Below are 25,428 nucleotides of genomic sequence, written 5' to 3'. Positions count from 1 at the left end.
ATTACTTCAAAAAAGTTTTAATCACTAAATTTGAGTGCGTTGTGAGCCACCATCTTATTTCTTCACACACTCAATGTTATCGCCTTTTGCTTTCACAACAACTGAATCACCCGGCAAAACTTCTTTCGAAATAATAAGTCTAGCGAGTTCATTTTGAACTTTGGATTGAATCACGCGTTTTAAGGGGCGTGCGCCGTATATTGGATCAAAGCCGGCTTTACCTAGATATTTGAGTGCAGAATCTTCAAATTCTAAATTGATTTTACGATCACTTAAGCGCCTTTGAAGTGATTGGAGTTGCAATTTTACAATGTTAACAATTTCTTTCTCACCAAGTGCATTAAATATTACTGTGTCGTCAACGCGGTTTAAAAACTCTGGTCTGAACGTTTGACTAAGTGCTTGCATCACAGCTTGTTCTTTTTCTTTTGTAGATAATTTTTCTTCAATAATCACCTGGCTACCAACGTTACTTGTCATAATGATAATTGTATTTCTAAAATCAACGGTGAGGCCTTGACCGTCGGTCAAACGGCCGTCATCTAGAATTTGTAGCAAAATATTAAAAACATCTGGATGCGCTTTTTCGATTTCATCTAAAAGCACAATACAATACGGCCGACGTCTGACGGCTTCAGTAAGTTGTCCACCCTCTTCATAGCCAACATATCCCGGAGGTGCGCCGACAAGGCGTGAGACTGCGTGTTTTTCCATGTACTCACTCATATCTATGCGAATCATGGCTTGATCTGTATCGAATAAAAAACCTGCTAAAGCTTTTGCTGTTTCAGTTTTACCAACACCTGTTGGACCCAAGAATATAAAACTTCCAATGGGTCGATGGGGATCAGAAATCTCTGCTCGCCCTCGTCGAATTGCATCTGATACCATCACAAGTGCATGATCTTGCCCTACAACACGATCACGAAGACGATCTTCCATGTTGAGAAGTTTTTCTGCTTCGCCTTCAAGCATTTTTGAAACAGGAATGCCTGTCCATTTTGCGACAACTTCGGCAATATCTTCGCTGCCAACTTCTTCTTTGAGCATGCGACTGCCCTCAGTTTCTTTAATTCGCTTTTCCTCGAAGTTCAAACGCTTTTCAAGTTCTGGAAGTCGACCATATTTAAGTTCAGCGGCTTTACCGAGATCTCCGTCACGTTCAACTTTTGAAATATCATTTCGTACTTGTTCAAGTTCTTCTTTGATATTACGAACATTCATGATGACAGCTTTTTCGGCTTGCCATTTTTTCTTAAGAGCATCGGCATCTCTTGTGAGTTCGGTGAGATCTTTTTCTAATATTAATAGACGATCACGACTGGCTTCGTCTTTTTCTCGCTTGAGTGCTTCTTTTTCAATTTGAAGTTGCATAATTCGGCGCTGTTTTTCATCGATCAAAACAGGAAGGCTCCCAATTTCAATGCGAAGTTTACTTGCGGCTTCATCGATAAGATCAATTGCCTTATCTGGCAAAAAACGACCCGCTATATAACGATGACTTAATGTTGCAGCAGAAATAATCGCTGAATCTTTAATACGCACCCCATGGTGGACTTCGTATTTTTCTTTCAGACCACGTAAGATACTAATTGTATCTTCAACACTTGGTTCACCTACGAGCACAGGCTGAAAACGTCTTTCAAGGGCTGCATCTTTTTCGATATGTTTTCGATACTCATCTAAAGTAGTTGCACCTATACAGCGAAGTTCTCCTCGCGCAAGTGCTGGCTTTAGCATATTGCCGGCATCCATGGCCCCTTCACTTGCACCAGCTCCAACAATTGTGTGGAGCTCGTCAATAAAGAGAATAATGCTACCGTTACTTGCGGATACATCTTTAAGCACCGCTTTGAGGCGATCTTCAAATTCGCCGCGGTATTTAGCCCCTGCAATCATGGCTGCTAAATCTAATGATAAAAGTTTTTTATTTAAAAGTGTCTCAGGAACATCTCCCTTGATAATCCTTTGTGCTAAGCCTTCAACGATGGCTGTTTTTCCTACACCTGGCTCGCCGATGAGGACTGGATTGTTTTTTGTACGACGACTTAAGACTTGAACCACACGACGTACTTCTTCGTCTCGACCAATAACAGGGTCAAGCTTTCCTTGAGCAGCAACGGCGGTGAGATCACGGGCATATTTTTCTAGCGCACGAAATTTTGATTCTGGATTTTCATCAGTGACTCTTTGAGTACCTCTCATTTCAATCAACGCTTGTCTTAATTTATCAGTAGTTACTTGATGTCGCTTTAATAATCGTTGGGCTGACGTTTCAACTTGTGTAAGCGCTAATAAAAAATGTTCTGTACTTGTGAACTCATCAGTGAAACTAAGCGCTTCTTTTTCAGCTAAACTTAAAACTTTTTTCAAAGCAGAAGTGATATTAACATTTTGCCCACTACCAGAAACACGGGGCTCGTTAACCAATTCACTTTCTACATCACGTTTGAAATTAGCTATGTTTACTTGAAGTTTTTCAAGTACCGGGATGACAAGACCATCAGCCTGATTTAACAGTGCTGATAAGAGATGAATTCCATCTACGGCCGGGTTCCCACTTGATTCAGCTCCGCTCAAAGCGTCGTTGAGGGCTTCTTGGCTTTTAATGGTAAATTTATTTGTTTTCATCACCTTAATCCTTAACTTTTCTTACCAGTTATCTTAAGTTAAGTGTGGTTATTAAATGACAGGTGTCAAGCTGGCTATATATGAAAAATGAAATACTCAGAGACTACGTAAATCCAGAAAATTACAAGTTACTCAACTATGCGACTGCATGTGAAGATTGCACGCATTTTGATTTCAAAACAGAAACCTGTATTTTTGGTTACCCTACCACACCGCATTTAAAACGCACTCAGTTGGCCGATTTAGAAAAAAATGGAATGATCGCTTTTTGTAGAACCATGGAAACTGATTAATTCATGATACAAGAAATCCTTAGTGAAAAGTGGCTTTGGATTTTAGCAGCTCTCATTATCATTTTTATGTTTTTTACTATGGGCGGTTGGACTCTCGCCTATTTTTACCGCAAGCGTTTGATGCGTCAATATGCTCATGATGGTCTAAAAATTCCGGGCCCACAGAGTAAACACTTAATGATTGATAATATTCAACTCCACTACGTCGTTGAAGGTAGTGGCCCTGATATTTTTCTTATTCATGGTATAGGTGCGAATCTTTATTGTTGGAGATTTTTGATTCCACTTTTAGCTAGGTCATTTCGTGTTTGGGCCATTGATCTTAAAGGCTATGGACTCTCAGACAAACCGCGCAAATCTAGTTATGGGCTCGCCGCACAAGCAAAATTGCTCATTGAATTTTTAAAAGCTCAAAATGTGCAGCAATGTATTTTAGTCGGGAATAGTATGGGCGGTGCAATTGCAGCAGAAATGACTATTCAAAATCCAGATTTAATTAAAGACCTTGTACTCATTAACTCAGCACATGACCCAAAAATTATTGGCCCACTTGATTTACGAAAAATAAGATTGTTCATCGATTTGTTACCACCACTTTTTATAAATAAGGTGGTGGTAAAACAGTTTATGAAAACCCTTTATGGAAAACAACGTGACATTACTGATGAAGTTGTATCAGCCTATATTTCGCCATTTATGGCAAGTGACGATACTCACCACGCCTTTGTCGCTTCATTTGAAGCCCTCATCGATAAAACTCTGATCCCAAGATTTAAAGCACTCAATAAGCGAGTACTAATTTTGTGTGGTCAAAATGATCGACTCGTTCCGGTACGCTATGGTCAACAATTACACCAGAGTTTAGCAGAAAGTCTTTTTCATATTCATCCCGATGCAGGGCACCATTTGCAAGAAGAAGATCCACAGTGGATTGTGGATAAGATCAAAGAATTTATCTCTAATTCAAAAATTTGATGATTTCATTTCTCACCCATTGATTGACAGGCTCTCGTTCGTTATCTAGTTCGTGAAAAGCTTCTGGAAAAGAATGAAATTCAAAATGGGGCGCTTTTTCTTCAAGTATATCTTGCGTGCTTGTGGGATCAATAAAACGATCATGCCGCCCAGAAAGAAGCACCAACCCCTGAACGTGAGGCGCAATTTTTAAATTTCGAACAAAGTAAGAAGTCGCTAATAAGTGTGCTGCAAATAATGGTACATTCAAAGGTGAATTAGGCTTAATTTCTTCAATATGCGGGTCAATTCCATATCCTAAATAGGACTGGGATGTTAAATTCTTTAAAGTGATTTGCATTCTAAACCCACCACCAAATCTTATTCGTGGAACAATACTTGGATTTAATAAAACTATTTTATCTGCATGGCCAAGATACGCGGCAAAATAGGCAGCTAACCCACCAGTAGACCAACCAATAATAATCTTTTGTGAATTTTGAACATCACGACCATAGAGATATAAAAGTTCTGATCCCGCCTTAACTATATCGCTGATATTTGTGTTATCCATTGATCCCAGAGAACCACCCTGCCCTGGATAATCAAATGCAATCACGCGAAACCCGGCTTTAGAAAGTGAATTAAAAAGCGGCAAGTGGTTGAGCATGGAGTCACCCAGACCTTCAAAATAAAGCACGTTGCCAAGAAATTTGTTCTGCGCAGATTCTAAAACATATCCAGCACGAACGTAGGTATTTCCCCATTGCACATAATCACAGCCCGGCCCCTTTGAATTTCGCCAGGGATTACCACATGGCGCTGCATGGGACGCAACTGAGCTCACCAGGAGCACAATAAGCAGTAAAAAATGAGATGTCATATGACCTCCAAAATCACAATGCATGGAACATGTGATCAAAGTAATTTTCTACCTGATCTCATTGTTTGGGTCTAGCTCTGATATGCAATGACAGGTAGGTATTTTTTTCTCATGTATTGACTGCAAACTTCGACTTTCGTGCAGTCAAAGTGTTAGCAAAAAACTACATATGCTTAAGTATTTTTCACTAATAGGCACAATCTAGACTAAGCGCCTGTCAAGAAACAGAGCCTTTTCCCGAAAATATAGTATGCACGTTGCACTTCAAGGGAACGGACGTTCTTTAAAGTGTGAGTGATGTTTCGAATTATCCCATCACGCCCAACTTGGAATAGGGCGGGGCGATCAGAGATCGCCTCTATTAACGAGAGGAGGAAAGCCGCGGAAGAGCAGTAAAACAAAGTAGTACGTAAGTAGTAAAAATGGAGTTTGTAGTTTGCTCAGAAAATTTAATTAACAACCAAGGGCTCGGATGCCCGCCCAGCAAGGAAGTATATATGCGAGGGAATTTTTCACGGAGGGAGATTAACGGTATGAATGGAGAATAGTCATGGGATTTAGAGTATCAACAAATATTGCTTCAGTGAACGCTCAAAGAAATTTGACAAATTCACAGATGGCAATTTCAGATAGTTATTCAAAATTAGCAAGCGGAAGCCGCATTAATAAAGCTGCTGACGATGCTGCAGGTTTAGCAATTTCAGAACAATTAAAATCTGAAATTCGTTCCGCTCGTCAAGCGAATCGTAACGCTAACGACGGTATCTCAATGGTTCAAGTTGCAGAAGGTGGTTTGAATGAAATTTCAAACATCGTTACCCGTCTTCGTGAGTTGGGTATCCAAGCTGCTTCAGACACCATTGGTGATGTTGAGCGCGGAATGGTAAACGTTGAAGTAGGTCAGTTAAAAAACGAGATGCAACGTATCGCTCTCACCACCAAATGGGGTTCAACAAACCTTTTGGATGGAACGTCACCTAACTTCGATTTCCAAGTTGGTATCCACAACAACGAATTCGAAGATAGAATTACTTTTGCTGCTGGTGAGAACACCGCTACTATCGATGCACTTGGCCTCGAAGGCGTTGACTACAGCACAAAAGAAGGCGCACAAGAGTCACTCGCTCTTCTTGATGCAGCACACACACGCGTTAACTCAACACGAGCTAACCTTGGTGCGCTACAAAATCGTTTAAATTCTACTGTTCAGAATTTAAGCATTACAGAAGAAAACATGAGTGCATCTAATAGCCGTATCCGTGACACGGACGTTGCGAATGCTACCGCTGAGCTCGCTCGAAATAGTGTACTGTTGCAATCTGGTGTTTCAACACTGGCTCAAGCCAACCAAGTACCTAATATCGCGCTAAAGCTCATTGGCTGATTAAGTTTCAGCTTATAAGCTGTGATTTACAGGATCGCGTCTTAAGAATGTGATTCTTATAGAGGGCCAAGCGATTGGCCCTCTTTTTTTATGTCATACGAAAACTACACTAAAGCCATCCGTATGCTAGTATTAACTTTAAATTCTCTTAAAAATTGATTCTAATACTAGATATTAGTCAATCAGTGGGACTTTATGCGACAATTACTTGGGATTGCAATACTTCTGTTAATCGTAGGTGTTAGTGGTTATTTTATTCTAAAAGACAAACAACGCCCACTTGCAGTTGACTTATCAGTTACACCCATTTCAAATCCAAGCGTGTCTCCATCGCCATCCATACCCAACTTACTAACGACACCAGCAAGTACCGCAACTCCTCCGCCACAGCTACAAAAAGCAAAAAATGAAGACACTCTTTCAGATAAAGAAATTGCCAAAGTTATGCAAACACAAATGACCGAACTAAATAGATGTTACGGAAGATATGCACGGAAAAACCCAGAAGCTCGCGGACAGATTAAGACATCAATCTCGATAAGCCCCAATGGAAATGTGATCAAAGCAAGTGTGTTAAACTCGCCAGATAAGGAGCTTGAAAAGTGTTTAGTCGGAATATTAAAAAATTTGCATTTTAGAAAATTTGGTGGATCCAACCCTATTAACATTAATTACCCTATGAATTTCGAGTGAAGTGATGTTGAAGATATACTCAAGTATAATCATTATATTATTTTCTTGCGCCACAATTCTCTCAACAACAGTAATTGCCGATACGGTTCCACTACCCAAATCTATTGATATTTCTGAATACACCATTCCACTTTATATTGCTCCAAAAGAGAATGGTGTAGAATTTAAAGATTATGAACTTCACTACAGCTTAGCCCCGAATGACGATTTAGACTTAGGCGGTCAATTAATTAAAAATGACGAGATCGACCTTGAGCTTTTAAGTATTGAAGAAAAAAATACAGTTTATAAATTAAAATTCGCTTGGCCCAAAACTCTTTTATCTCGAGGCGGGGTAATAGAATTGGTAAATCCAAAAGATAACCTAGCTTTCTATACTATAAAAACCCCTCATTTTGAAGAATCTAACTATGAAATAAAAATTTCCACGGAAGATCTTAAATCATGGAAACAAAACATTCCATTTCGTTACTGCATGCACGCAGTCGAAAACGAACTTAAGCATTCTTTTTGTTCAAAGACTTATATTCTCATTAATGAAGAAGAAAAATTTCAAATACTTAATTTCAAAGAGTACCGCAAAGAACAGAAATTAAAAGCTAGTCGTGCCAATAAAAAAATTAGCATGGCCAATGATCAAGCAGAAATTAGCATTACATTTTATCAGCAAGGCAAAGAATCTCAAGAGGAGGCAGTGGAGCTTCCCGTAAGCGATGAATTTATGAAGGCAAAACTTGGGGAGGATGCAATTAAAAAAAATTTCACGCTTGTACCTTCTCGCTCTAAAAAAGAGAAAAGTATTAAGATAGATAAAGATCAATATGATCGAAATGACGCCCAGAAAAAAATGTCGAAATGGAAGAACAAAGAAGGTTTCAGATTTTGCGCCAATAGTATTTGTTCAGACGTTTATATTATGGCAAAAACCAGCAGAACCTTTCTCATCGATACAATAGACAGTAAGGTTGATAACACATTACTCAAGAGTTTACCCCAAGATGTGTTAATCGACGATAAACCAAGGGATTTAAAAGGCTCAGTAACTCTTAAAAAAGATCAAAAACTAATCTTGAAGGCATTACTCGGAAATGGCGGCGAATATCACATTGAAGTAAATTGGCCTTTAGCGGAACCGGAACTTTTTGATTTAATACAAAGTCATAACAAGAAAAATATTATTATTGCTGGTCGCACCATCGCGCCTCTCGCTCCTAATGTAGTTAAAAACAACGATGACACTTGGCAAGCAACACTTGACTTTAAAAAACCATTTTTAATATTTAATGATCCCGGAAATACCCCACTGGTGTTGCCACTTAAAATTACAAAACCACTTCTCACTGATTTCGATAGATTGTTTTTAAAAAACCGTACACGCCGCGGAACATATAGAAACACCGTTCAACTACATGGTGCGTTTAGCGAGAACTCAAAATTAAAGGTGGAGTCTACAGAAAATAAAGTAACCATGACAGGCAATAATACTTTTGATTGGGAGTTTTTATCACAAGATAAAGCAACTATTAATCATCGCATTATTAAAATAATTTCAAATGAAAATGAAATTCCGGCTTTTTATGATATTTATCGCGGCTACCCCTATGAAGCGGTCTTAAGGCTTTCAAGTCTTTTAACAGATTCATCCAAATTTCTTATACAAGGCGAACTTGGCGTCGCTGCATGGCTGGAACAGTTTTTTAAATGGGAAAATTACAGGCTCAGCGTTCAAAGATGGGGAACTTCGTTAAGATACCTTACAACAATTGTCGATGCTAAAAATAAATTGGGTAATTCAGTTAAATTCACGACGATTAATTTCGATATTAAATATAACATCAAACCAGGTCTGTGGAATCACGACCAGCTCTATGGGCCTGTTTTAAGTTATCAAAGTGTAAACTTTAACGCCACAGGCGGTAACATGCTTGGTGTTGGAGGTTATTACGGTAGTCCCATGCCAAAAGTAATTGATAATTTTCTCAATAAACTTAAATGGCTAAAATACCCAAAGTGGATTGATGCTCAATTTGATTATTACTTCATGCCCACAAGCAAAACAACAGTCATGGGACGAAACTTTAATCTTGCAAGCCATTTAAAAATTTTCTTGAAACCAAATTTCTTTATTGAAGGGTCACTTGGATATCGACAATTTGATTTTATCAATCAAAGTATTTTCATACTCACTCAAACTAGTTTTATTTCGACAAGTATTGGTGCCGGCATAAATTTTTGACAGTATGTTTCCGTATGCTATTGATTCACCACATCTTCTGTGGCATTGATACTTTAACCATGATTAAACAAACTATAGAATCTCTCGGAATAAACATTCAAAATCTATGGCTCTTGGGCTTAATTCAATCGGCTATTATTTTAGTTGGATTTTTCTTTTTATTTACCATTGTCTTGCAGTTTGTGTTTTCAGCACTTAGCCGTTATATAAAATCAACGTCTTCTATCGATGATGTACAGATTTTGATCGTTATTCAAAAGTTTTTGCGAAGTGTACTTTTGCTAATTGCTGTGCAACTCGTAGTTTCGTCATTTCCCCTGCCCGTGTTACTTTTAGTTTTGATAGACAATACGGTTTTTGTACTCATCGCACTCTTAGTTCTAAAATCTGTATTTAAACTTACCGATTTATTGATCCCGTGTGTTGGCAAAGGAAATGCTAAAGAATTTGTGCCACTTCTCACTCGAGCAATTAAAGTACTTACTTTTTTTATAGTACTCATGGGTGTAATGAGACATTTCAGCTATGACATTTGGCACATCGTCACTGCCCTTGGTATTGGCTCATTAGCTATCGGTCTTGCAGCACAACCTACACTTAGCAATATGATCTCTGGCTTTACAATTTTGATTGATCGCCCCTTTTTGCCTAGCAATCGAATCTCACTCACTGGTGGTGATACTGGTGAAGTTATTCAAATTGGAATGCGTAGCACTCAAATTCTAACACCTGATGGAAATATTTTAATTGTCCCCAATAATGAGCTTAGTAATTCACGTGTTACCAACTTTAATTTACCCGACAACAGGCTTTCGCAAAAATTTAAGCTCAATTTTGATTTAAGCTCAGACACTGATCGTATCAAACACTTACTTAAAAGTTGTTTAGAAAAAACGCCAGGCATAATGAAAGATACAACTAAAGCACATATCACCAACGTCAGTGATTGGGCCGTTGAAATCACAGTATTTTACAATGCTGAACGATACACTGAAACAAATGAAGTTACTGATCGCGCAATCACTGGAGCACTTCACATACTCAAAGAAAATAATATCCAACTAGCTATGAAAAAATTCTCTTTGAATTGATAAATTTAATTCTTTGTTTTATTTTTCGCTTTCATTCGTATTTGAATAATTTCGCAAGCCATCCAGAAAAGCAAAAAAACATTAAACCCGATACCCTTCCAAAAAGCCCACTGACCTGTGGTGCCGTACAAAGCAAGATACGCCAACAAAACGCTATGAATAATAAGTACAGCTATCAGGTGACGTGTGAGTCTTTGCATTAATTGTTTTTGCTTTTCCATCAGTGCTAAATGCTGGGCTTCTTTACCAGGCACTGGCGTTTGATTAAAAACCTTCGGCTGTGTTTTTACCGCGAGCTTCAGTAGTAACGGCATTCCACCGCGTCCGCCCCACAACAGGATGCCGACAAAAATCAATTCCATGATGACTGGTTGAAATTTAAAAAATGCTCCTTGATCAAGCCATAATCCAAGGCTTCCAAGAACTACAATAAATGCAGTACTCAAAAGTGTGAGGCTCTGGATTCGCCTGTAACGAATATATTCGTAAGTGCATTCTAAAAAACCCCAAACAATGGCCGCAACAATACCCCAAAAAGTGCCGAACTTTTCTTCAACAAACCAAAAAATCAATACGGGTATAAGGCTGAGGATTAAAAGTTTCATTTTATGACTAAATATTATCCAGTAATTTCAATAATTTAGATTAAAAAGCCATAGACTTTCAAAGCGCAAAAGTTCAAAATAGAGATATCAGCTCTCGCATGTTTGGGGGAACAAAATATGCTATCGCGTACAAAAAATTTAAGTTCATTCTTTGCACTTTCTTTTTTCCTGATCACATCTCTGGGCACTACCGGATGCGGCCAAAGATCGTTTAAGAGCCCCACACACCTTGATAGTTCAAGCCTCACTTCGACACAAGAAATGTGGACAAGTGTCGACACCATGGGCTTTGTCAGCGGCGGTCCACTAAATCAAACACGCATTTTTAGAATCGATACGGTGAATAACTTATTAATCTTAAGCGTTCCATTTCCATCAAATCCCCTTGGAACAGGAGCAAGCTTTCCTGTGCAAGGTATTCCTGGGGCAACAGCTGAGATTGCACTTGATCCTCAAGGTGTTTGGGTATTGAGCATAAATGTTCCTCTGGTATATTTGGTAAAAGGTTTTGAATTTGCTAATCCAGAGAAATTACCAAATGGTGATGCACTCCCGTCGGTTCCTGGCGGTGAATTGCCACGTGTTGCGGGTCATGTTCAGAATAAAAAAATAAATATGTACATCTATGGTTCAGTTAAATATTTCGCTCTTTTTATTCCTACTCCCGGGCTTGATCCGATGATTAGCCTCACTTTTCCCATCAAAAATCAAAAACAGACTAAAATCTTAGGCTATGCGGCAACTGTGCCTCGCAAGGTTATAAGTGATGGCGGTTTCTATGTGGCCCTGGTATTTCCTCCTGAACTTGCACGTTTACTCGATAATCTCTTTAGCTAACCCAAACTAACGCGCTGAGCTAAATAAAGACCTCATTTTTTATTTGCAGCGGAGCTCGCAACTTTTCATAATCAGACAATTAAGATGTGTGATTCCGAGCACCAGAGGAGGCCGAAATGGCTAAGAAGAAAAAAGTTAAAAAACCGATGAAGAAGAAAAAAGTAGCGAAAAAAGCTGCTCCTAAAAAATCAGCGAAGAAGAAAAAAACTACTAAAAAAGCAGCACCTAAAAAGGCCGCAAAAAAAGTAGCAAAGAAAGCTGTGAAAAAAGCTGCTCCTAAAAAAGCCGCTAAGCGAGCTGCTGCAGCTGCTGGTGGAGCCGCAATGGGCTATGATCCCCATACAGGTGAAGAAACAAATGAACCTGGTTTGGATCCAATAGCTGGTGAAGAAACAGAAGAAGGCGCTGTTGTTGGTACTGCAGAAGCTGATTTTGAGAACTTCGATGATGACGATGATTATGGAACACCCACGGCAGAAGAAGAAGAATCTTCTGATGACGAAGGATATTTTTAAAATATAATATTAAACTTACGATTTATAAAAAGGCGATCACTTGATCGCCTTTTTTATTTTGATGCAGGGATATGTTGAAGTGATTCAAGATTAATCGACTCACCCTTATGAAGTCTGAGATGTAAACCCAAATACACTTCACCTTGAGAACTGATCACTGCTGTTGGCGATTTAAAATGCACAATTGAAAATCCGTGAAATACATAATTACCAGCAGAATCTTGTTCTGCAGTTGAGTAAAAATATGTATCAGAGAACTTAATGGCATCAACTAAACCCCAAAAAAGATCTGCCTTTTCTAAAGAATTTAAATCTTGATTGGCAACAAACTGAACTGCTTTTTTAATTCGAATTCTATGCCCCAAGCTTTCTTCATGAGCCTCAAGTTTAACAATCGATTCTAATTGCACACCTAGCCTCTGCGTCCAATACACCGATCGTGGCGAAACAATCCCCGCTTTAGAACCAATCGTCTCAATTAGTTTTCCTAAACAAAATTTTCCGGGAATTAGCCTTGATGAAGCAGCACCCTGACTTGCAATACCGAATTGAATACTCAATACTAAAAGAAAGATTTTTATCATCAATAGTTACTCAGTAAAACAAAGCCCCTGGCATTTCTACCAAGGGCTTTATGTGTTTGTTACTACTTTTATTAGACTACTGGAGAATCAGATTTAGATACTCCAACAGTTGCACTTACTTTGCTTTCTTCAGTCACTACAGGCTCTGGCTTTGAGTGCACTGAGAAATTCTCAAACTCACCATACATATGAAGTTTATTGTATAGTGTTTTGATCGTGATGCCCAATGAATGAGCAGCACGTGTTTTGTTTCCGTTGAAGTAGTGAAGAGCTTTTAAAATATGACGCTTTTCAACTTCATACAAAGTTGTATCGGGATCATACTCAGCTACACTCACCTTTTCAGTGGGGCGACGAATATTATCTGGTAAATCGCCAACCATAATCATGTGACCTTCAGCTAAGATTTGCATACGTTCGCAAACGTTTTGCAATTCTCTGATGTTACCAGGCCATGGATAGTTCATAAGAACGGCCATAGCTTCTGGTGACATCTGCCGACCCCGACCCAAATACCCATGTTTACCTTGAGACAAGAAATGCTCAACTAAAACCGGAATATCTTCTTTACGTTTTGAGAGGGCCGGAGTGTTTACCGTAATTGTATTGATACGATAAAATAAATCTTCTCTGAAATTTTGTTTTACAACTTCAGATTCTAAATCACGATTAGTAGCAGATACCAAACGGATATCTACACGAATGGGATCTTTACCACCTACGCGATAAATCTCACCCTCTTGTAGGAATCTTAAAAGCTTTGATTGAATGCCTTGTGTGAGCTCACCGATTTCATCGAGGAACAATGTTCCACCGTTTGCGATTTCAGCAAGACCGATTTTACGTGTATAGGCACCAGTGAATGATCCTTTTTCATGACCGAAAAGTTCACTCTCTAAAAGTGTCTCGCGAAGTGCGCCGCAATTAATTGCGACGAAAGGCTTGTTCTTGCGATTACTTTTTTCATGAATAAGACGCGCAATGAGTTCCTTTCCTGTACCACTTTGTCCTAAAATAAGGACAGTAGCCTGTGATGGAGCCACGCGCTCAATCATCTTCACCAACTGGGATACAATGTCAGATTTATAGATCATCTGAACATTATGTGACCCTTGTGGTCTTGGGCTTGGGATAGCAGCTGGTACTGCATTGGTATTACTCGAAGTGTTTGGGGCAAAAGGAGAACCTTGGAATTCGCTCATAGTAACCTCACTACTTTACATGCCACCTACTTCCTGGGGATGGCTCCATTTCCTGTGTTCACCAGGAGAGAAACTTATACCATTATGGTGTATTTGGTACAAGCTAAATATTGCACTGCGCTATGAAGAAAGGTAAGGTCAAAATGACACCAGCATGGAACTATCGGTAATCATACCTAAATATTTGGAAGTAATAGAGAAAAAATTCCAATCCTCTGAGACCTTCAGAGCCTATAAATCTGACATAATTCAGTTTTTTAGTCAGGGAATTTCACTCAACCGGCCCGTGATTATGAAATGTGCGTTGGGATTAACGCGCTTTTCACCGGCAACACGTGCTCGAAAAATTGCGGCCCTCAAAGGTTTTCTTCACTGGGCATTTGATGAGGGCTTTATTGCAGATGATCTGGCATCGACATTTGGAAAAACTAAAGTGCCACGAAAACTTCCACATTATCTTTCTGCCGATGAAGCACTTTTATTGTGGTCTGAAATCTCAAAAGACAAAACCTCTGAAGGTTATCGCGATCAACTTATTTTTCTACTCATGTATGGCGCAGGCTTAAGAGTTTCAGAAACTGCCAATGCTGAGGTAAGTCGCTTCTCATTAGAAAAAAATGCGATTGAAGTCTTAGGAAAAGGTCGTAAGTGGCGATGGGTGCCATTACTAGAAGAAACTAAACGCGTGTACGCACATGTGCACGGCGAAAAATATGTTTTTGAAGGTGAAAACGATAAACCACTTAATGTGCGAACACTTCATCGACGTATTAGGCAGATGGGCATAAAGGCAGGTTTAAGTCGCCCGTTACACCCTCATATGCTTAGACATTCATTTGCGACTCATCTATTAGAGGGAGGGGCTAATTTAAGAAACATTCAAGAACTACTCGGACACTCAAGTTTGCAAACTACTGAACGCTATACCCATGTCACTATTGATAAGCTGGCTCAGACATTAGAAGACAAACATCCGGTGAATTCAAAAGTGCGTCGGCGCACTACTAGATAATAAAATATTTAACAGAGCGCCAGCGAATGAGGTTCAGAATTCTGAACAAAAATTACTCAGATTCTTGGCTAAGAATTTTTTCAAAAACTTGAACAAGAGATAAAAGCTCATCGTTAATTGTTTTCCATATGATGTCATTGTCGATACCAAAATATTGATGGACCAAAACATTTCGAAAGTCCTTGATTTTACGCCATGGGATTTCAGGATATTTTTTCTTGATCGCATCCGGCGTATGATGAGCAGCCTCGCCAATGACTTCCAGAGAACGAATAACAGCCAAATAAGTTTTTTTATCTGCGCTAAACTGCTCGCGGGTTCTATCGGCTATAAATGATTTAATATCTTTGATTCCATCTAGAATATCATGAATTCGTAATTTCCAGGCTCTAGGCGACACGAATGGCTTCTTTCAAAATATCGTCTCTAAGACGTGGGTGAAGTGCTTTTTTAGTGGCTAAATCAATTTTGGTTTTTAGAAGGTCTTCGAGAAAATACATCAGTCCCAAAAAATCAAACATCCCCACAGGTTGGCTGAATTCAACCAAGAAATCAATATCACTTGTTTTTTTTTCTTCACCTCTGGCGACCGATCCAAAAACAAATAATGATTTGACGTGAAGCCCAAGAAGCTCTGCCTCTTTAGTTTTTAGAATATCCTTGATTTGAGAAAGTGTCATCAAAGGCCTCATTCAATAAATGACTAAACTCACATCTTATTCTTCATTTTTACCTAAATTAGAGACCATAGGCAACTTTTTTACTAGAAGGCGTCACTCGACTTCTCGTTCCGAGCTGCATCAATATTCATAAGCGGATGAAGTGTAAGCACGCCATTCATTCTGGCTTCAAAAACAAGGGATTTTTTTGAAATTGGAGTTGCTTAGAAAGTATCGAGAAGCTTTTTTAATTTTTCAAAGCCTAGCGTGTTCATTGTTTCTACATTATTTGCAGGTATCATTACGGCTTCTGGAAAAAGTTCTACTGCTTTTGAAACGCTGGCTTCGCGTAAGATGTGAAGCATTGGGTAAGGTGAACGATTTGTGTAATTGTCAATAGCGTCGGGCTCTGAACCTGCAAACTGATACTGTGGATGAAAGCTCGCAAGCTGAAGCACACCTTCTAAACCTATTTGTGCAATCGCATTTTCTGCCACTTGTAAAAACTCATTGTAATCTAAAAAATCTTTTAAACATTGAGGGTGAATGATGAGTGTTGTGTCAGCGACATTAGGATTTGTTGCATGAAGGCTTTTTAATTCAGATTTTAAAATTTTTAATAATTCATCAGATGATACTGATTGAGTTACTACGTACCGAATTTGTTTTTTTGTATGAACTGCCTTGGCAAATGGACACAGATTAAGACCAATAACGATCGTCTCAAGCCAGCTCACCGTTTTATCGATGATCTTTTGTGAATCTTCAAAATCTGTTTTTGAATCTAGACTCACTTACGCTCCATTAAATTGAATAGAATGAAGTTTTTGATAAGCACCCTGGCGAGTGAGAAGTTCAGTGTGACTTCCCTCTTCAATGATTTTACCCTCGGACAAAACAATAATGCGATGCGCTTTTTGAATTGTAGAAAGTCTGTGGGCAATTACAAATGTAGTACGCCCGCGCATGAGTTCATCAAGAGCTTTTTGAACCTCAAGTTCACTTTGAGAATCAAGACTACTCGTAGCCTCATCTAAAATGAGAACAGGCGCATTTTTAAAAACAGCACGAGCGATACTGATACGTTGACGTTCACCGCCTGAAAGTTTAGCTCCGCGATCACCCACACGTGTTTCAGTTTTATGAGGAAGATTTTGTACAAACGCCAATGCGTGAGCAGCTTCGAGGGCTGACTTCACATCTGGTTCATTACCTGTATTGCCGGCTAAAATATTATCTTTGATTGATTCATTAAATAAAAACACGTCTTGGGTTACAAGCCCGATATGACCACGCAGATCACGAACCTGCATGTCTTTGACGTCAACACCACCAACTGTTATTTGCCCACCTTCGACATCATAAAAACGTGGAAGTAAATTTACGAGAGTTGTTTTTCCTGCTCCGCTAGCGCCTACGATCGCCACAACTTCACCACGACGTACTTTAAGGTTAATACCGCGAAGAATTGGGTGATTACCGTATGAGAACTGCACGTTTTTAAAATCGATGGTGTCCCATTGATCGGGCCAAGGTATTGATTTGCGATTATGTTTTTCAGGATCTTGAACTTTTACAGGAGTATCAATGATCGCAAATACCCTTTGTGCAGCGGCGATTGTATGTTGCAAACGCACATGGGCATCTTGAAGTTTTTTAATAGGGCCTTGAAGCATTGCCAATACTGAAATTATAGATAAAAATTCACCTGGAGTCATTTTACCTTGAATGATTTGTAATCCAGCAAAGTACAAAATGCCTGCAACTACTACAGCAGCAAGAAGTTCAAACACGGGCCCAGCTAATTCTTCGCGGCCCAAGATTTTTCGTCGTGTGAATAAAAATTTATCAGCAACTTTTTTAAACTTGTTGACCATATGGGTTTCGAGCCCAAAGGCTTTCACAACTCTGATGCCATCAATGGTCTCTTTAATGGTGCTAGTCCATTCTTCGTTGGTCTCTTGCATCATATGACTGTATTTACGAACACTACGGCCAAGACTTTTTGAAACAATAATCACAATCGGTGCTGCAAGAAAAATCGCAGCGGCGAGCATCCAGTTAGTATAAAAAAGATATCCTAATAGTGCGATGATGGTCAGTGGTTCGCGAACGATATCAGCAAGGAGTGTGAGACCTAATTGTACAAGCACCACATCGTTCATGGTTTTACTGATCAAACTACCTGATGAGTTCTCTGTATGAAAATCAAGACTAAGATTTGCGTATTGGGTTTGAAGATCATTTCGAATATCTACTGATATTCGATCACCTGTGTATCTGAGATAGTACATATGAAAGTAGCGTAATAAACCCATCACAAAATAAAGCGCAATTGCTGCAAGCGGTACAAGGAGCAGCATTCTTTGATCTTTTTTAATAAATATATCGTCATTAACGACTTGAACGATTTTAGCCATACCGATATTCGTGGCGCCAAGCAGCACACCCAAAATAAGTGTGACGATGATCGTTCCACGATAGGGTTTTAGATACGGAAAAAGTCGTTTGATGCTTTCCAAAAAAAATTCCTTTAACAAATGTCACAAATGAGTTGTGTTCTACTAATTTTCTATTCTAAAACGATTGTGATGAGCAACTCAAAAGCTGCATTTTTAGACCGCGATGGCACAATCATTAAAGATGTTATTTACCTTAACGATCCTAATCGAATTGAGACGTATAAGGAATCTTATGAGGCCATAAAGCTATTAAACGAGAATGGCTTTAAGGTTATTTTGGCCACAAACCAAAGTGGTGTCGCGCGTGGGATTGTTGATGAAAACATCCTGAAAAAAATCAATTCAATGATCGTTGAAGATTTCAAAAAAAACGGGGCTATTATACATGATGTTTATTATTGCCCACACCCCGTCGACGGAGGATGCATTTGTCGCAAACCAAATGCAGGAATGCTTCAACAAGCTGGCCAAAAATACGATATCGATATGAAGCTTTCATGGATGGTGGGTGATCGCATGTCAGATGTAGAGGCAGGCCTTCGAGCCGGTTGCCAAAGCATTTTACTTCAAAATGAAACAACTCCCCCCATTGATACTTCCTACGCAGCTCCAAAATATATAGCTAGCAATGTTTTAGAAGCGGCAAAATTAATGATTCAAAAGTTTAAAGAACACCAACAACAAATGAAGTATCGATAAAACTCTATTTAAGGATTTTTTTGAAAACGTCTCATGCTGGCCATAAATTGAAGTGCTTTTGGTTTTTGATGCCCCCAATGAGATTGCAATAGAGCCATAGTAATCTGGCCAATTCTCTGGGCTTGTGATTCATCAAGATCATTTTCTAAAACTGAAGTTCCTAAAAGATTTAAAATGTGTTGAGCCACTTCACGAGTAAGTATTAACGGAAATCTTCCACAATCTCTACAGACAACCAACCCCTGATCGGGGTTTAGGGTAAGCTCTTTTTCTTCAACACCACAAGAGGCACATTTTTGAAGACCAGGGAGCCAACCCAAAATAGATAAAAGCTTCACCTCAAATTGTCTTAGAACACCCTCAACAGACAAACCTGAATCTAGGGCACGTAAAGTCGCACCAAAGAGATTATAGAGTTCAGTATTTTCTAAACCTTCGTGTGCGCATAATTCTACGAGCTCAGCAGCATAACTCGCTGATGTGAGACGCTCAAGTTGAGTACGCAGATTTTTAAAATCATGGCGCACATGTGCTTCTTCTAAAAAGTAGAGATCTTGTTGAGGAGATTTTTTTGTGAGGCGATAGGTGATGTTAAAAAGTGGTTGAAGGGATCCGCCAAAGCGCTTGCGGCTTTTTAACCCGGCCTTTGCAAAGGCTGATATTTTTTCGCCGTTTGAAGAAAGTATTTTTACAATCACATCAGCTTCTTGAGCGGCGGTGATTCTTAAAATAAAACCCTGACCTTTTGTTTCGTGATTTACCGAACTCATTTGCCGCCAGCTTCGGCGGGAACCTTAACGTCAATGGGAGCTTTTCTTAAAAAATAAAGTATAGCTCCAACAATAGCCCAAGCAGCCTGCACAACTTGTGAAATCGTAATAAGTGCTGGTCCAACTTGTGTTGTAGAGCCGTCGTACCAAGTAAACAGGGCCAAAAACACAGCTTGCCCCACACCAATGCCTGCGGGGCTAATAGGAATAGCTGTGGCAATTAATCCGAGTGGGATAATAAAGAAAAACCCTGAGAGCGAGGCAGTTTCAAAACCCAAAGCTCTAGCTAAAATATAAAGTGAGGTGATGTTAAGACCTTGAACCCCGATACTAAGAAGAATTCCAAGTGCAAATTGTGTTTTTCCATTTCGAAATCCGTGAACGGCATCATAAATGCGTTCTATTAATTTGCCTCCAGGAGTTTTGTCTAAAATTTTATGCATCAAACTGTGGTTACGAACGCGTCTTGAAAAACCAATCATGAAAAAAACCGTGAAGGCTCCAACTAGAGCAATAATAAATAAAGCGAGTATACGAAGCTGGGGAATACTTCCGATTTTTTCATAATTAATAATCACTGAAGTTAAAGCAACAAGCCCCATAGCATAGAGCCCTACAACGCGATCCATCAAAACGCTAGTTGCGGCCCTCAAACGTGTACCCGGTTGCTCTTTCACAATATAAAAGGCCTTAATCACATCGCCACCAACGCTCCCTGGCATGGCGAGATTAAAAAAGAGTCCGATAAATGTAAGAGACAAAGTTTGCTTCACTGAAGATGCGATTTGTTGCCCTTGCAGGAGCAATAACCAACGATAATTATTAATAAAAATAAGACAAAATACCGTGGCAAACATAAACGGTATGAGCCATGGCTTATCCCATAAGCGTAAAAAAGGCTCAGCCGTAATCTTTTCTGTGGCTACGAGCCAATAGATAAGCCCGACTGCTAAAGCAAATTTTAAAAAAGAAGTGATTGTTTTCTTCAAAACCGTTCCCTAAGGCCTTAACGAGTATGGTTGACTTGCACCTTTAAGTGATAGTTTAATTAATCACTCAAGTCAATTATACGATCAAGGAGTTATTTTTGAAAATCTCAGTGTTTGGAACAGGTTATGTAGGTTTAGTTGCAGGAGTTTGTTTTGCAGATGCAGGAAATAACGTCATTGGCATCGACATCGATGCTAAAAAGATTCAAGCCCTGCAAGACGGTATTGTACCTATCTATGAACCGGGGCTTGATGACTTACTTAAAAGCACACTTAAAGCTGGAAGAATTGAATTCACTACTGACGGTAAAAAAGCAGTTAAAGAATCACAAGTTATTTTTATTGCAGTAGGCACTCCCGAAGGAGAAGACGGATCAGCCGATCTTAGTCATGTTCTAAACGTTGCCGAATTTATTGGTCAAAATATGACTGATGAAAAAATTATTGTAATGAAAAGTACAGTTCCAGTGGGTACAGCTGAGAAAATTTCAAAAACAGTTTCAAAATTCACGAAAATTAAATTTGATGTGGTGAGTAACCCTGAGTTTCTTAAAGAGGGTGCTTCCATTGATGATTTTTTGCGTCCTGATCGCGTGGTAATTGGCTGCTCTTCTGATGCTGCACGAAAAGCAATGGAACAAATCTATGCACCGTTTGTTAAAAACGGCAGGCCAATTTTATTCATGTCAAACAAAGCTGCGGAAATTACGAAATACGCTGCAAATGCATTCTTAGCTACCAAAATCAGTTTCATCAATGAGCTTGCACTTTTTTGTGATGCAGTTGGTGCTGACGTTTCTGAAGTTAAAAATGGTTTTACCTCAGATTCACGTATTGGATCAGCGTTCTTTTACCCAGGTGTTGGCTATGGGGGCAGTTGTTTTCCTAAAGACGTTAAGGCACTTGTGAAAACTGCTGATGAGTACGGTGTAAGTCTCAATGTGGTTAAAGCCACAGACACAGCAAATGAAAATCAAAAAACAGTTATAATTAAAAAGATTAAAAAACATTATCCAAAACTATCGGGCTTAACACTTTCACTTTGGGGTTTGGCATTTAAACCCAGAACCGATGATATTCGTGAGGCTCCGGCTGCTGTTATCATCGACGCCCTTCTTAAAGAGGGTGTAAAGATTCAAGCGTATGATCCAGCTGCTATCGATAATATGAAAAAAACTTATGGCGATAAAGTAAACTGGACTGCTGATGCCATGAGTGCTCTTAAAGGGAGCGATGGTCTTGTCATCGTTACTGAATGGAATGAATTTAGAAGCCCTGACTTTAATTCGATGAAAGCTCTTATGAAACAAAAAGTTGTTTTTGATGGGCGAAATATTTATGAACCAGAAAATATGAGAAGCCTTGGTTTTACCTATTTCAGTATTGGTAGAGAAAAAACATGAAAGTTGCTTTAGTCGCCGGTGGTGCTGGCTTTATTGGAAGCCATCTTTGTGAACTTTTGCTTGCAAAAAACTACCGCGTTTATGCCATTGATAATCTTGTCACCGGTAGACGTAGCAATATCGAACATCTTATTAATAATAAAAGTTTTAGTTGGATAGAACACGATATAAACAACCCCCTACACATGAATGTTGCTTGCGATGAAATTTACAACCTTGCAAGCCCAGCAAGCCCCATAGATTTTGAAAAAATTCCTGATTTTATTTTGCGTACCGGTTCTATTGGGCATCTCAATCTTTTACAGTGGGCTCAACAACAAAATGCCCGTATTTTAATCGCTTCTACTTCTGAAGTTTATGGTGATCCCCTAGAACACCCGCAAAAAGAAACATATCTAGGCAATGTTGATTGCACGGGTATTCGCGGTTGTTACGATGAAGCAAAACGATTTGCTGAAGCGATGACCATGGCCTACCATCGACGATACAAAATCGACACAAAGATCATGCGCATTTTTAATACTTATGGTCCACGCATGCGACCTGAAGACGGCCGTGTTATTCCTAACTTTTTTATGCAAGCGTTAAAAAAGCAACCATTTACCATTTATGGTGATGGCAAACAAACGCGCAGTCTTTGTTATGTAACTGATTTAGTTGAAGGTATGCATATGCTTATGCAAAGTTCAATTAACACACCAACTAATATTGGTAATCCTGATGAATATACGATTTTAGATATCGCCAAAAATGTTGGACTTGCTTGTAAGGTTGATTTTAAGACAGAGCATAAACCACTTCCTCCGTCTGATCCTAAACAGCGTCGACCTGACATTACAAAAGCTAAACGCGAATTAAAATGGGAACCAAAAGTTTCATTGCGTGAAGGTTTTGAAAAGACGTTGGAGTATTTTAAATCAACGCTTGTATAAGTAAGCTCCTGTTAGGTGAGAGCCTTTTTTAATACGCGTTCTTAGAAACAAAGCCTTTGAACAAAGTCATGATCATGATTTTGAAATCGAAAAACAAAGACCAATTTGAAATATAATAAAGATCATACTCGATGCGTTTTTCAAGGCTGGTGTCGCCTCTTAAGCCATTCACTTGAGCCCAACCTGTGATTCCAGCTTTTACTTTATGCCTGAGCATATACTTTGGTATATCGTGTTTAAATTTTTGTACAAGTTCGGGCCGCTCAGGACGTGGCCCTACACAACTCATTTCACCCTTAAGCACATTAATAAACTGAGGAAGCTCATCAAGAGAGGTGCGACGTAAGATTTTACCGATCCATGTAACTCTATTATCATTTTTTGTCGCCCACACTGCACCTGTGGCGCTCTCTGCATCTACGCGCATGGTGCGAAACTTCAGCATTTGAAAAACACGACCATCAAGCCCCATACGTTGTTGACGGTGGATGATGGGGCCTGGTGAAAATATTTTTATCGCTAGAGCGATCAAAGCCATCAAGGGCGAAAAAATTAAAAATGCGAGGCTGGCATATAAAATATCAGAAATTCGTTTAGCCACACTATTCCAACCGACAATGGGGCTTTGATTTAGAGAAATAAGGGGCATGCCCTCAAACTCCTCAACATCACAACCTAATGTAATAAATTGATGTAGATCTGGAATAATACGTACATCAACATTTTGCTCCATCACACTTGAAAGAATCATATCGAGTTGATCGCGATCAGCGTTTCGAAGTGCCAAAAATACTTGATCGATTTTATGAAGCGTTAATACCTTCGTTAAATCAGCACAAGTGCCTAATACTTGTAAACCTGTGCGACTTGATTCAGGTAATTCATCCAGACGGATAACCCCCATTACGGCAAGCCCCAATTCAGGATGATAATGTAATCTCTCTAAAAATGCTTTTGCGATTTCATTATCCCCAACGATAAGTACGTTTCGTCGATTAAAACCTTTTCTTCGTAAATTTTTAAGAAAAAATCGAAGTGCGATACGTTCAACTACGAAAAAAACATTTACGAGAACAAAGAAAACAAGCAAAACACCACGGGAAAACATGACCGCTGTAGTTAAAAAAGTGAGTGCAGCAAAAATAATAAAAGCAACTGTTTGTGCACGAGCAAGTGCTAAAAGTTCGGGCCAAAGACTTTGTGTGCGACGAGATTTATAAACACCAGTAAGATTAAAAACGGCATACCAAATAATAACTATAACACCTGTGATGTAAAAATATTCATCATAAAGTGGATAACCTTTACGTACAGGTATTATATCCGCGAGATAAATAAATCGTAGCGGATAAGACAACACCCAGGCGAGTGCTACAATGAACATGTCAAAGAATTGAAAAAACATATTAAAATAACGCTGATGTTCTTTAAGCATTGCTAGCCTCAAAAACCAGTTGTGGAGTCATTATCTTTACACATACAGGGTCAGAACAACCATAGTCATTTCCCCACGTCAAGCAAGGAGCACAAGCCACTGGCGAGTTAAGTGTAAGGCCACCCCAAAGTGGTTTCCAAAGCACAGAATTTGTAGGTCCATTAAGAACAATGACCCGATTACCCAAAAAACTAGCAAGATGCATTATACCTGTGTTTGAAGAATAGACTCGTTTTGCTCTTGTTAAGATCTCAATAAGTTCTTGAAAACTTACTTTTCCAGCAATTGATGTTCCACCGGCTTGGGAAATTGATTGCGCCAATGCCACCTCATAATCGCCCTGCCCTGTAATTAGAATTTCAGTGGGGTTGAATTTCTGGGTGAGCATGATCACCAAATTTTTCCATGAGTCGATAGGCCATTGTCTATAGACTCCATTTTCTCCGCACCCTGGATGTATGACGATAAAATTTTCTGGCAAATGTTTCATTGTGGGTTTGTGGGTAAAAGTTTTCAGCCATTCTTTTTGAACTTTATCGCAATCTTCTTCAAAAGTACTCGTGACTGAATTGCCCAATTTCGTAAGTAGTTTTTTTGTAAGATTCCAAAAATTACTGCCTGTGTGAATGTTTTTTGAAAATTCAACGATCTCATCATGGGCAAAATGTCGATATTGACTAGGTGATTTAAAACCGACACTAAACGAAGTTTTCATAAGTGCGGCAATAATAGCCGTAGTTCTCACCCACTGATCAAAATCTATAACGGCTGTGAAAAATTCTTTACGTAGTTTAAAAATATTTTTAATCGAAAATGTTTCAAACTTAGAAATCATGGGAACACTCAGACACATTTCTTTATTAGAAGAACTTCCCAAAAAAACAATTTCACTATCAGGATATTGATTTTTTAAAAGTCTGAGTGCAGGCAGCATCACAACCACATCACCAAGGGCAGATAATTTAATAATAAGAAATCGTTTTTTACCTTGAGGCTCTAGACCTTGGACAAGTTTCAACAAAGGCCGAATGCAGCTTAATAAAAAGACAAGCAGGATTCCAATTTTTCTATCTAAAAATTTTGGTAAATCGCTTTGACGATTGTCCAGTTTCAACGAAATGCTCCCTCAGTCGGATGAGTCGTTGTTATGATAAGGCGA

General features: G+C 39.1%; 25 protein-coding genes. 12 read left to right on the top strand and 13 right to left on the bottom strand.

The features are described 5' to 3' along the window. Positions 1-54: 54 nt before the first annotated feature. Positions 55-2,631: an ATP-dependent chaperone ClpB gene (clpB, locus tag SGI74_08855; GenBank protein ID MDZ4677606.1), complete on the bottom strand. Its 2,577-nt coding sequence runs from the start codon at positions 2,629-2,631 to the stop codon at positions 55-57. Between the two features lie 80 nt (positions 2,632-2,711). On the opposite strand from clpB, the gene SGI74_08850 reads away from it, so the two are divergent. Next, positions 2,712-2,924 carry a hypothetical protein gene (locus SGI74_08850; protein MDZ4677605.1) on the top strand — a complete coding sequence of 71 codons (213 nt, stop codon included), beginning with the start codon at positions 2,712-2,714 and terminating at the stop codon, positions 2,922-2,924. Between the two features lie 3 nt (positions 2,925-2,927). Then, positions 2,928-3,899: an alpha/beta hydrolase gene (locus SGI74_08845; GenBank protein ID MDZ4677604.1), complete on the top strand. Its 972-nt coding sequence runs from the start codon at positions 2,928-2,930 to the stop codon at positions 3,897-3,899. Here SGI74_08845 and SGI74_08840 read toward each other — a convergent pair. Beyond that, positions 3,883-4,761 carry an alpha/beta fold hydrolase gene (locus SGI74_08840; GenBank protein ID MDZ4677603.1) on the bottom strand — a complete coding sequence of 293 codons (879 nt, stop codon included), beginning with the start codon at positions 4,759-4,761 and terminating at the stop codon, positions 3,883-3,885. The genes SGI74_08845 and SGI74_08840 overlap by 17 nt on opposite strands. A 550-nt stretch (positions 4,762-5,311) precedes the next feature. Between SGI74_08840 and SGI74_08835 the strand changes: the two genes are divergently transcribed. The 4 genes from SGI74_08835 (at position 5,312) to SGI74_08820 (ending at position 10,165) form a co-directional block, all read left to right on the top strand. Beyond that, positions 5,312-6,145, top strand: coding sequence for a flagellin (locus SGI74_08835; protein ID MDZ4677602.1), 834 nt, complete (start codon positions 5,312-5,314; stop codon positions 6,143-6,145). A 195-nt stretch (positions 6,146-6,340) separates the two neighbouring features. Then, positions 6,341-6,838, top strand: a complete 498-nt coding sequence (locus SGI74_08830; protein ID MDZ4677601.1) for an AgmX/PglI C-terminal domain-containing protein — start codon at positions 6,341-6,343, stop codon at positions 6,836-6,838. 4 nt (positions 6,839-6,842) lie between these two features. After that, a complete protein-coding gene (locus tag SGI74_08825; GenBank protein ID MDZ4677600.1) occupies positions 6,843-9,074 on the top strand; it encodes a hypothetical protein in 2,232 nt (743 codons plus the stop codon). 59 nt (positions 9,075-9,133) lie between these two features. After that, on the top strand, positions 9,134-10,165 hold the full coding sequence (locus SGI74_08820) for a mechanosensitive ion channel (protein MDZ4677599.1): 1,032 nt from the start codon (positions 9,134-9,136) through the stop codon (positions 10,163-10,165). A 5-nt stretch (positions 10,166-10,170) separates the two neighbouring features. Here the strand turns inward: SGI74_08820 and SGI74_08815 are convergent, their stop codons facing one another. Further along, on the bottom strand, positions 10,171-10,770 hold the full coding sequence (locus SGI74_08815; GenBank protein ID MDZ4677598.1) for a septation protein IspZ: 600 nt from the start codon (positions 10,768-10,770) through the stop codon (positions 10,171-10,173). 117 nt (positions 10,771-10,887) lie between these two features. On the opposite strand from SGI74_08815, the gene SGI74_08810 reads away from it, so the two are divergent. Both SGI74_08810 and SGI74_08805 read left to right on the top strand, forming a co-directional pair. Further along, positions 10,888-11,607, top strand: coding sequence for a hypothetical protein (locus SGI74_08810; GenBank protein MDZ4677597.1), 720 nt, complete (start codon positions 10,888-10,890; stop codon positions 11,605-11,607). Between the two features lie 116 nt (positions 11,608-11,723). Then, complete coding sequence (locus SGI74_08805; GenBank protein ID MDZ4677596.1) at positions 11,724-12,122, top strand: hypothetical protein; 399 nt, start codon at positions 11,724-11,726, stop codon at positions 12,120-12,122. Positions 12,123-12,175: 53 nt separating this feature from the next. On the opposite strand, the gene SGI74_08800 is transcribed toward SGI74_08805, so the two are convergent. Together SGI74_08800 and SGI74_08795 are read right to left on the bottom strand one after the other, a co-directional pair. Continuing rightward, the gene (locus SGI74_08800; protein ID MDZ4677595.1) at positions 12,176-12,706 is read right to left on the bottom strand and encodes a hypothetical protein; all 531 of its coding nucleotides are present in this window, start codon (positions 12,704-12,706) and stop codon (positions 12,176-12,178) included. A 71-nt stretch (positions 12,707-12,777) separates the two neighbouring features. After that, entirely contained in the window at positions 12,778-13,908 is a 1,131-nt protein-coding gene (locus SGI74_08795; GenBank protein MDZ4677594.1) for a sigma-54 dependent transcriptional regulator, read from the bottom strand. Positions 13,909-14,062: 154 nt separating this feature from the next. On the opposite strand from SGI74_08795, the gene SGI74_08790 reads away from it, so the two are divergent. Beyond that, entirely contained in the window at positions 14,063-14,920 is an 858-nt protein-coding gene (locus SGI74_08790) for a tyrosine-type recombinase/integrase (GenBank protein MDZ4677593.1), read from the top strand. Between the two features lie 52 nt (positions 14,921-14,972). On the opposite strand, the gene SGI74_08785 is transcribed toward SGI74_08790, so the two are convergent. The 4 genes from SGI74_08785 to SGI74_08770 form a co-directional block, all read right to left on the bottom strand. Further along, positions 14,973-15,320 carry a DUF86 domain-containing protein gene (locus SGI74_08785; GenBank protein ID MDZ4677592.1) on the bottom strand — a complete coding sequence of 116 codons (348 nt, stop codon included), beginning with the start codon at positions 15,318-15,320 and terminating at the stop codon, positions 14,973-14,975. Continuing rightward, positions 15,310-15,600, bottom strand: a complete 291-nt coding sequence (locus SGI74_08780) for a nucleotidyltransferase family protein (GenBank protein ID MDZ4677591.1) — start codon at positions 15,598-15,600, stop codon at positions 15,310-15,312. The genes SGI74_08785 and SGI74_08780 overlap by 11 nt, the downstream gene beginning before the upstream one ends. A 203-nt stretch (positions 15,601-15,803) precedes the next feature. Further along, entirely contained in the window at positions 15,804-16,373 is a 570-nt protein-coding gene (locus SGI74_08775) for a DUF1415 domain-containing protein (GenBank protein ID MDZ4677590.1), read from the bottom strand. Next, positions 16,374-18,101, bottom strand: a complete 1,728-nt coding sequence (locus SGI74_08770; GenBank protein MDZ4677589.1) for an ABC transporter transmembrane domain-containing protein — start codon at positions 18,099-18,101, stop codon at positions 16,374-16,376. Between the two features lie 69 nt (positions 18,102-18,170). On the opposite strand from SGI74_08770, the gene SGI74_08765 reads away from it, so the two are divergent. Next, a complete protein-coding gene (locus SGI74_08765) occupies positions 18,171-18,740 on the top strand; it encodes an HAD family hydrolase (GenBank protein MDZ4677588.1) in 570 nt (189 codons plus the stop codon). Between the two features lie 8 nt (positions 18,741-18,748). Here SGI74_08765 and recO read toward each other — a convergent pair whose 3' ends face one another. Both recO and SGI74_08755 read right to left on the bottom strand, forming a co-directional pair. Continuing rightward, positions 18,749-19,510 (bottom strand): DNA repair protein RecO, encoded by a 762-nt coding sequence (gene recO / locus SGI74_08760; GenBank protein MDZ4677587.1) that lies wholly within the window; start codon positions 19,508-19,510, stop codon positions 18,749-18,751. Next, positions 19,507-20,499, bottom strand: a complete 993-nt coding sequence (locus SGI74_08755) for a lysylphosphatidylglycerol synthase transmembrane domain-containing protein (protein ID MDZ4677586.1) — start codon at positions 20,497-20,499, stop codon at positions 19,507-19,509. The genes recO and SGI74_08755 overlap by 4 nt, the downstream gene beginning before the upstream one ends. Positions 20,500-20,597: 98 nt before the next feature. On the opposite strand from SGI74_08755, the gene SGI74_08750 reads away from it, so the two are divergent. After that, the gene (locus SGI74_08750) at positions 20,598-21,902 is read left to right on the top strand and encodes a UDP-glucose/GDP-mannose dehydrogenase family protein (protein ID MDZ4677585.1); all 1,305 of its coding nucleotides are present in this window, start codon (positions 20,598-20,600) and stop codon (positions 21,900-21,902) included. Continuing rightward, positions 21,899-22,834, top strand: a complete 936-nt coding sequence (locus tag SGI74_08745; GenBank protein MDZ4677584.1) for a UDP-glucuronic acid decarboxylase family protein — start codon at positions 21,899-21,901, stop codon at positions 22,832-22,834. Before SGI74_08750 ends, SGI74_08745 begins: the two co-directional genes overlap by 4 nt. Positions 22,835-22,862: 28 nt before the next feature. Here the strand turns inward: SGI74_08745 and SGI74_08740 are convergent, their stop codons facing one another. Together SGI74_08740 and SGI74_08735 are read right to left on the bottom strand one after the other, a co-directional pair. Next, on the bottom strand, positions 22,863-24,269 hold the full coding sequence (locus SGI74_08740) for an undecaprenyl-phosphate glucose phosphotransferase (protein ID MDZ4677583.1): 1,407 nt from the start codon (positions 24,267-24,269) through the stop codon (positions 22,863-22,865). Then, entirely contained in the window at positions 24,262-25,383 is a 1,122-nt protein-coding gene (locus tag SGI74_08735) for a glycosyltransferase family 9 protein (protein ID MDZ4677582.1), read from the bottom strand. The genes SGI74_08740 and SGI74_08735 overlap by 8 nt, the downstream gene beginning before the upstream one ends. Positions 25,384-25,428: the final 45 nt, after the last annotated feature.

The sequence above is a fragment of the Oligoflexia bacterium genome (genome assembly GCA_034439615.1).
Lineage (GTDB): Bacteria > Bdellovibrionota > Bdellovibrionia > JABDDW01 > JABDDW01 > JAWXAT01.
Note: the sequence above shows the minus strand (reverse complement) of the source record. Positions and strands in the feature narration are given on the sequence as shown.

Coding starts and splice junctions, on each gene's coding strand:
- SGI74_08840 (MDZ4677603.1), bottom strand. CDS start 4,761: ATGACATCTCATTTTTTACTGCTTATTGTGCTCCTGGTGAGCTCAGTT.
- SGI74_08820 (MDZ4677599.1), top strand. CDS start 9,134: ATGATTAAACAAACTATAGAATCTCTCGGAATAAACATTCAAAATCTA.
- SGI74_08825 (MDZ4677600.1), top strand. CDS start 6,843: ATGTTGAAGATATACTCAAGTATAATCATTATATTATTTTCTTGCGCC.
- SGI74_08780 (MDZ4677591.1), bottom strand. CDS start 15,600: ATGACACTTTCTCAAATCAAGGATATTCTAAAAACTAAAGAGGCAGAG.
- SGI74_08765 (MDZ4677588.1), top strand. CDS start 18,171: ATGAGCAACTCAAAAGCTGCATTTTTAGACCGCGATGGCACAATCATT.
- SGI74_08745 (MDZ4677584.1), top strand. CDS start 21,899: ATGAAAGTTGCTTTAGTCGCCGGTGGTGCTGGCTTTATTGGAAGCCAT.
- recO (MDZ4677587.1), bottom strand. CDS start 19,510: ATGAGTTCGGTAAATCACGAAACAAAAGGTCAGGGTTTTATTTTAAGA.
- clpB (MDZ4677606.1), bottom strand. CDS start 2,631: ATGAAAACAAATAAATTTACCATTAAAAGCCAAGAAGCCCTCAACGAC.
- SGI74_08805 (MDZ4677596.1), top strand. CDS start 11,724: ATGGCTAAGAAGAAAAAAGTTAAAAAACCGATGAAGAAGAAAAAAGTA.
- SGI74_08850 (MDZ4677605.1), top strand. CDS start 2,712: ATGAAAAATGAAATACTCAGAGACTACGTAAATCCAGAAAATTACAAG.
- SGI74_08815 (MDZ4677598.1), bottom strand. CDS start 10,770: ATGAAACTTTTAATCCTCAGCCTTATACCCGTATTGATTTTTTGGTTT.
- SGI74_08800 (MDZ4677595.1), bottom strand. CDS start 12,706: ATGATAAAAATCTTTCTTTTAGTATTGAGTATTCAATTCGGTATTGCA.
- SGI74_08845 (MDZ4677604.1), top strand. CDS start 2,928: ATGATACAAGAAATCCTTAGTGAAAAGTGGCTTTGGATTTTAGCAGCT.
- SGI74_08740 (MDZ4677583.1), bottom strand. CDS start 24,269: ATGCTTAAAGAACATCAGCGTTATTTTAATATGTTTTTTCAATTCTTT.
- SGI74_08795 (MDZ4677594.1), bottom strand. CDS start 13,908: ATGAGCGAATTCCAAGGTTCTCCTTTTGCCCCAAACACTTCGAGTAAT.
- SGI74_08790 (MDZ4677593.1), top strand. CDS start 14,063: ATGGAACTATCGGTAATCATACCTAAATATTTGGAAGTAATAGAGAAA.
- SGI74_08810 (MDZ4677597.1), top strand. CDS start 10,888: ATGCTATCGCGTACAAAAAATTTAAGTTCATTCTTTGCACTTTCTTTT.
- SGI74_08835 (MDZ4677602.1), top strand. CDS start 5,312: ATGGGATTTAGAGTATCAACAAATATTGCTTCAGTGAACGCTCAAAGA.
- SGI74_08830 (MDZ4677601.1), top strand. CDS start 6,341: ATGCGACAATTACTTGGGATTGCAATACTTCTGTTAATCGTAGGTGTT.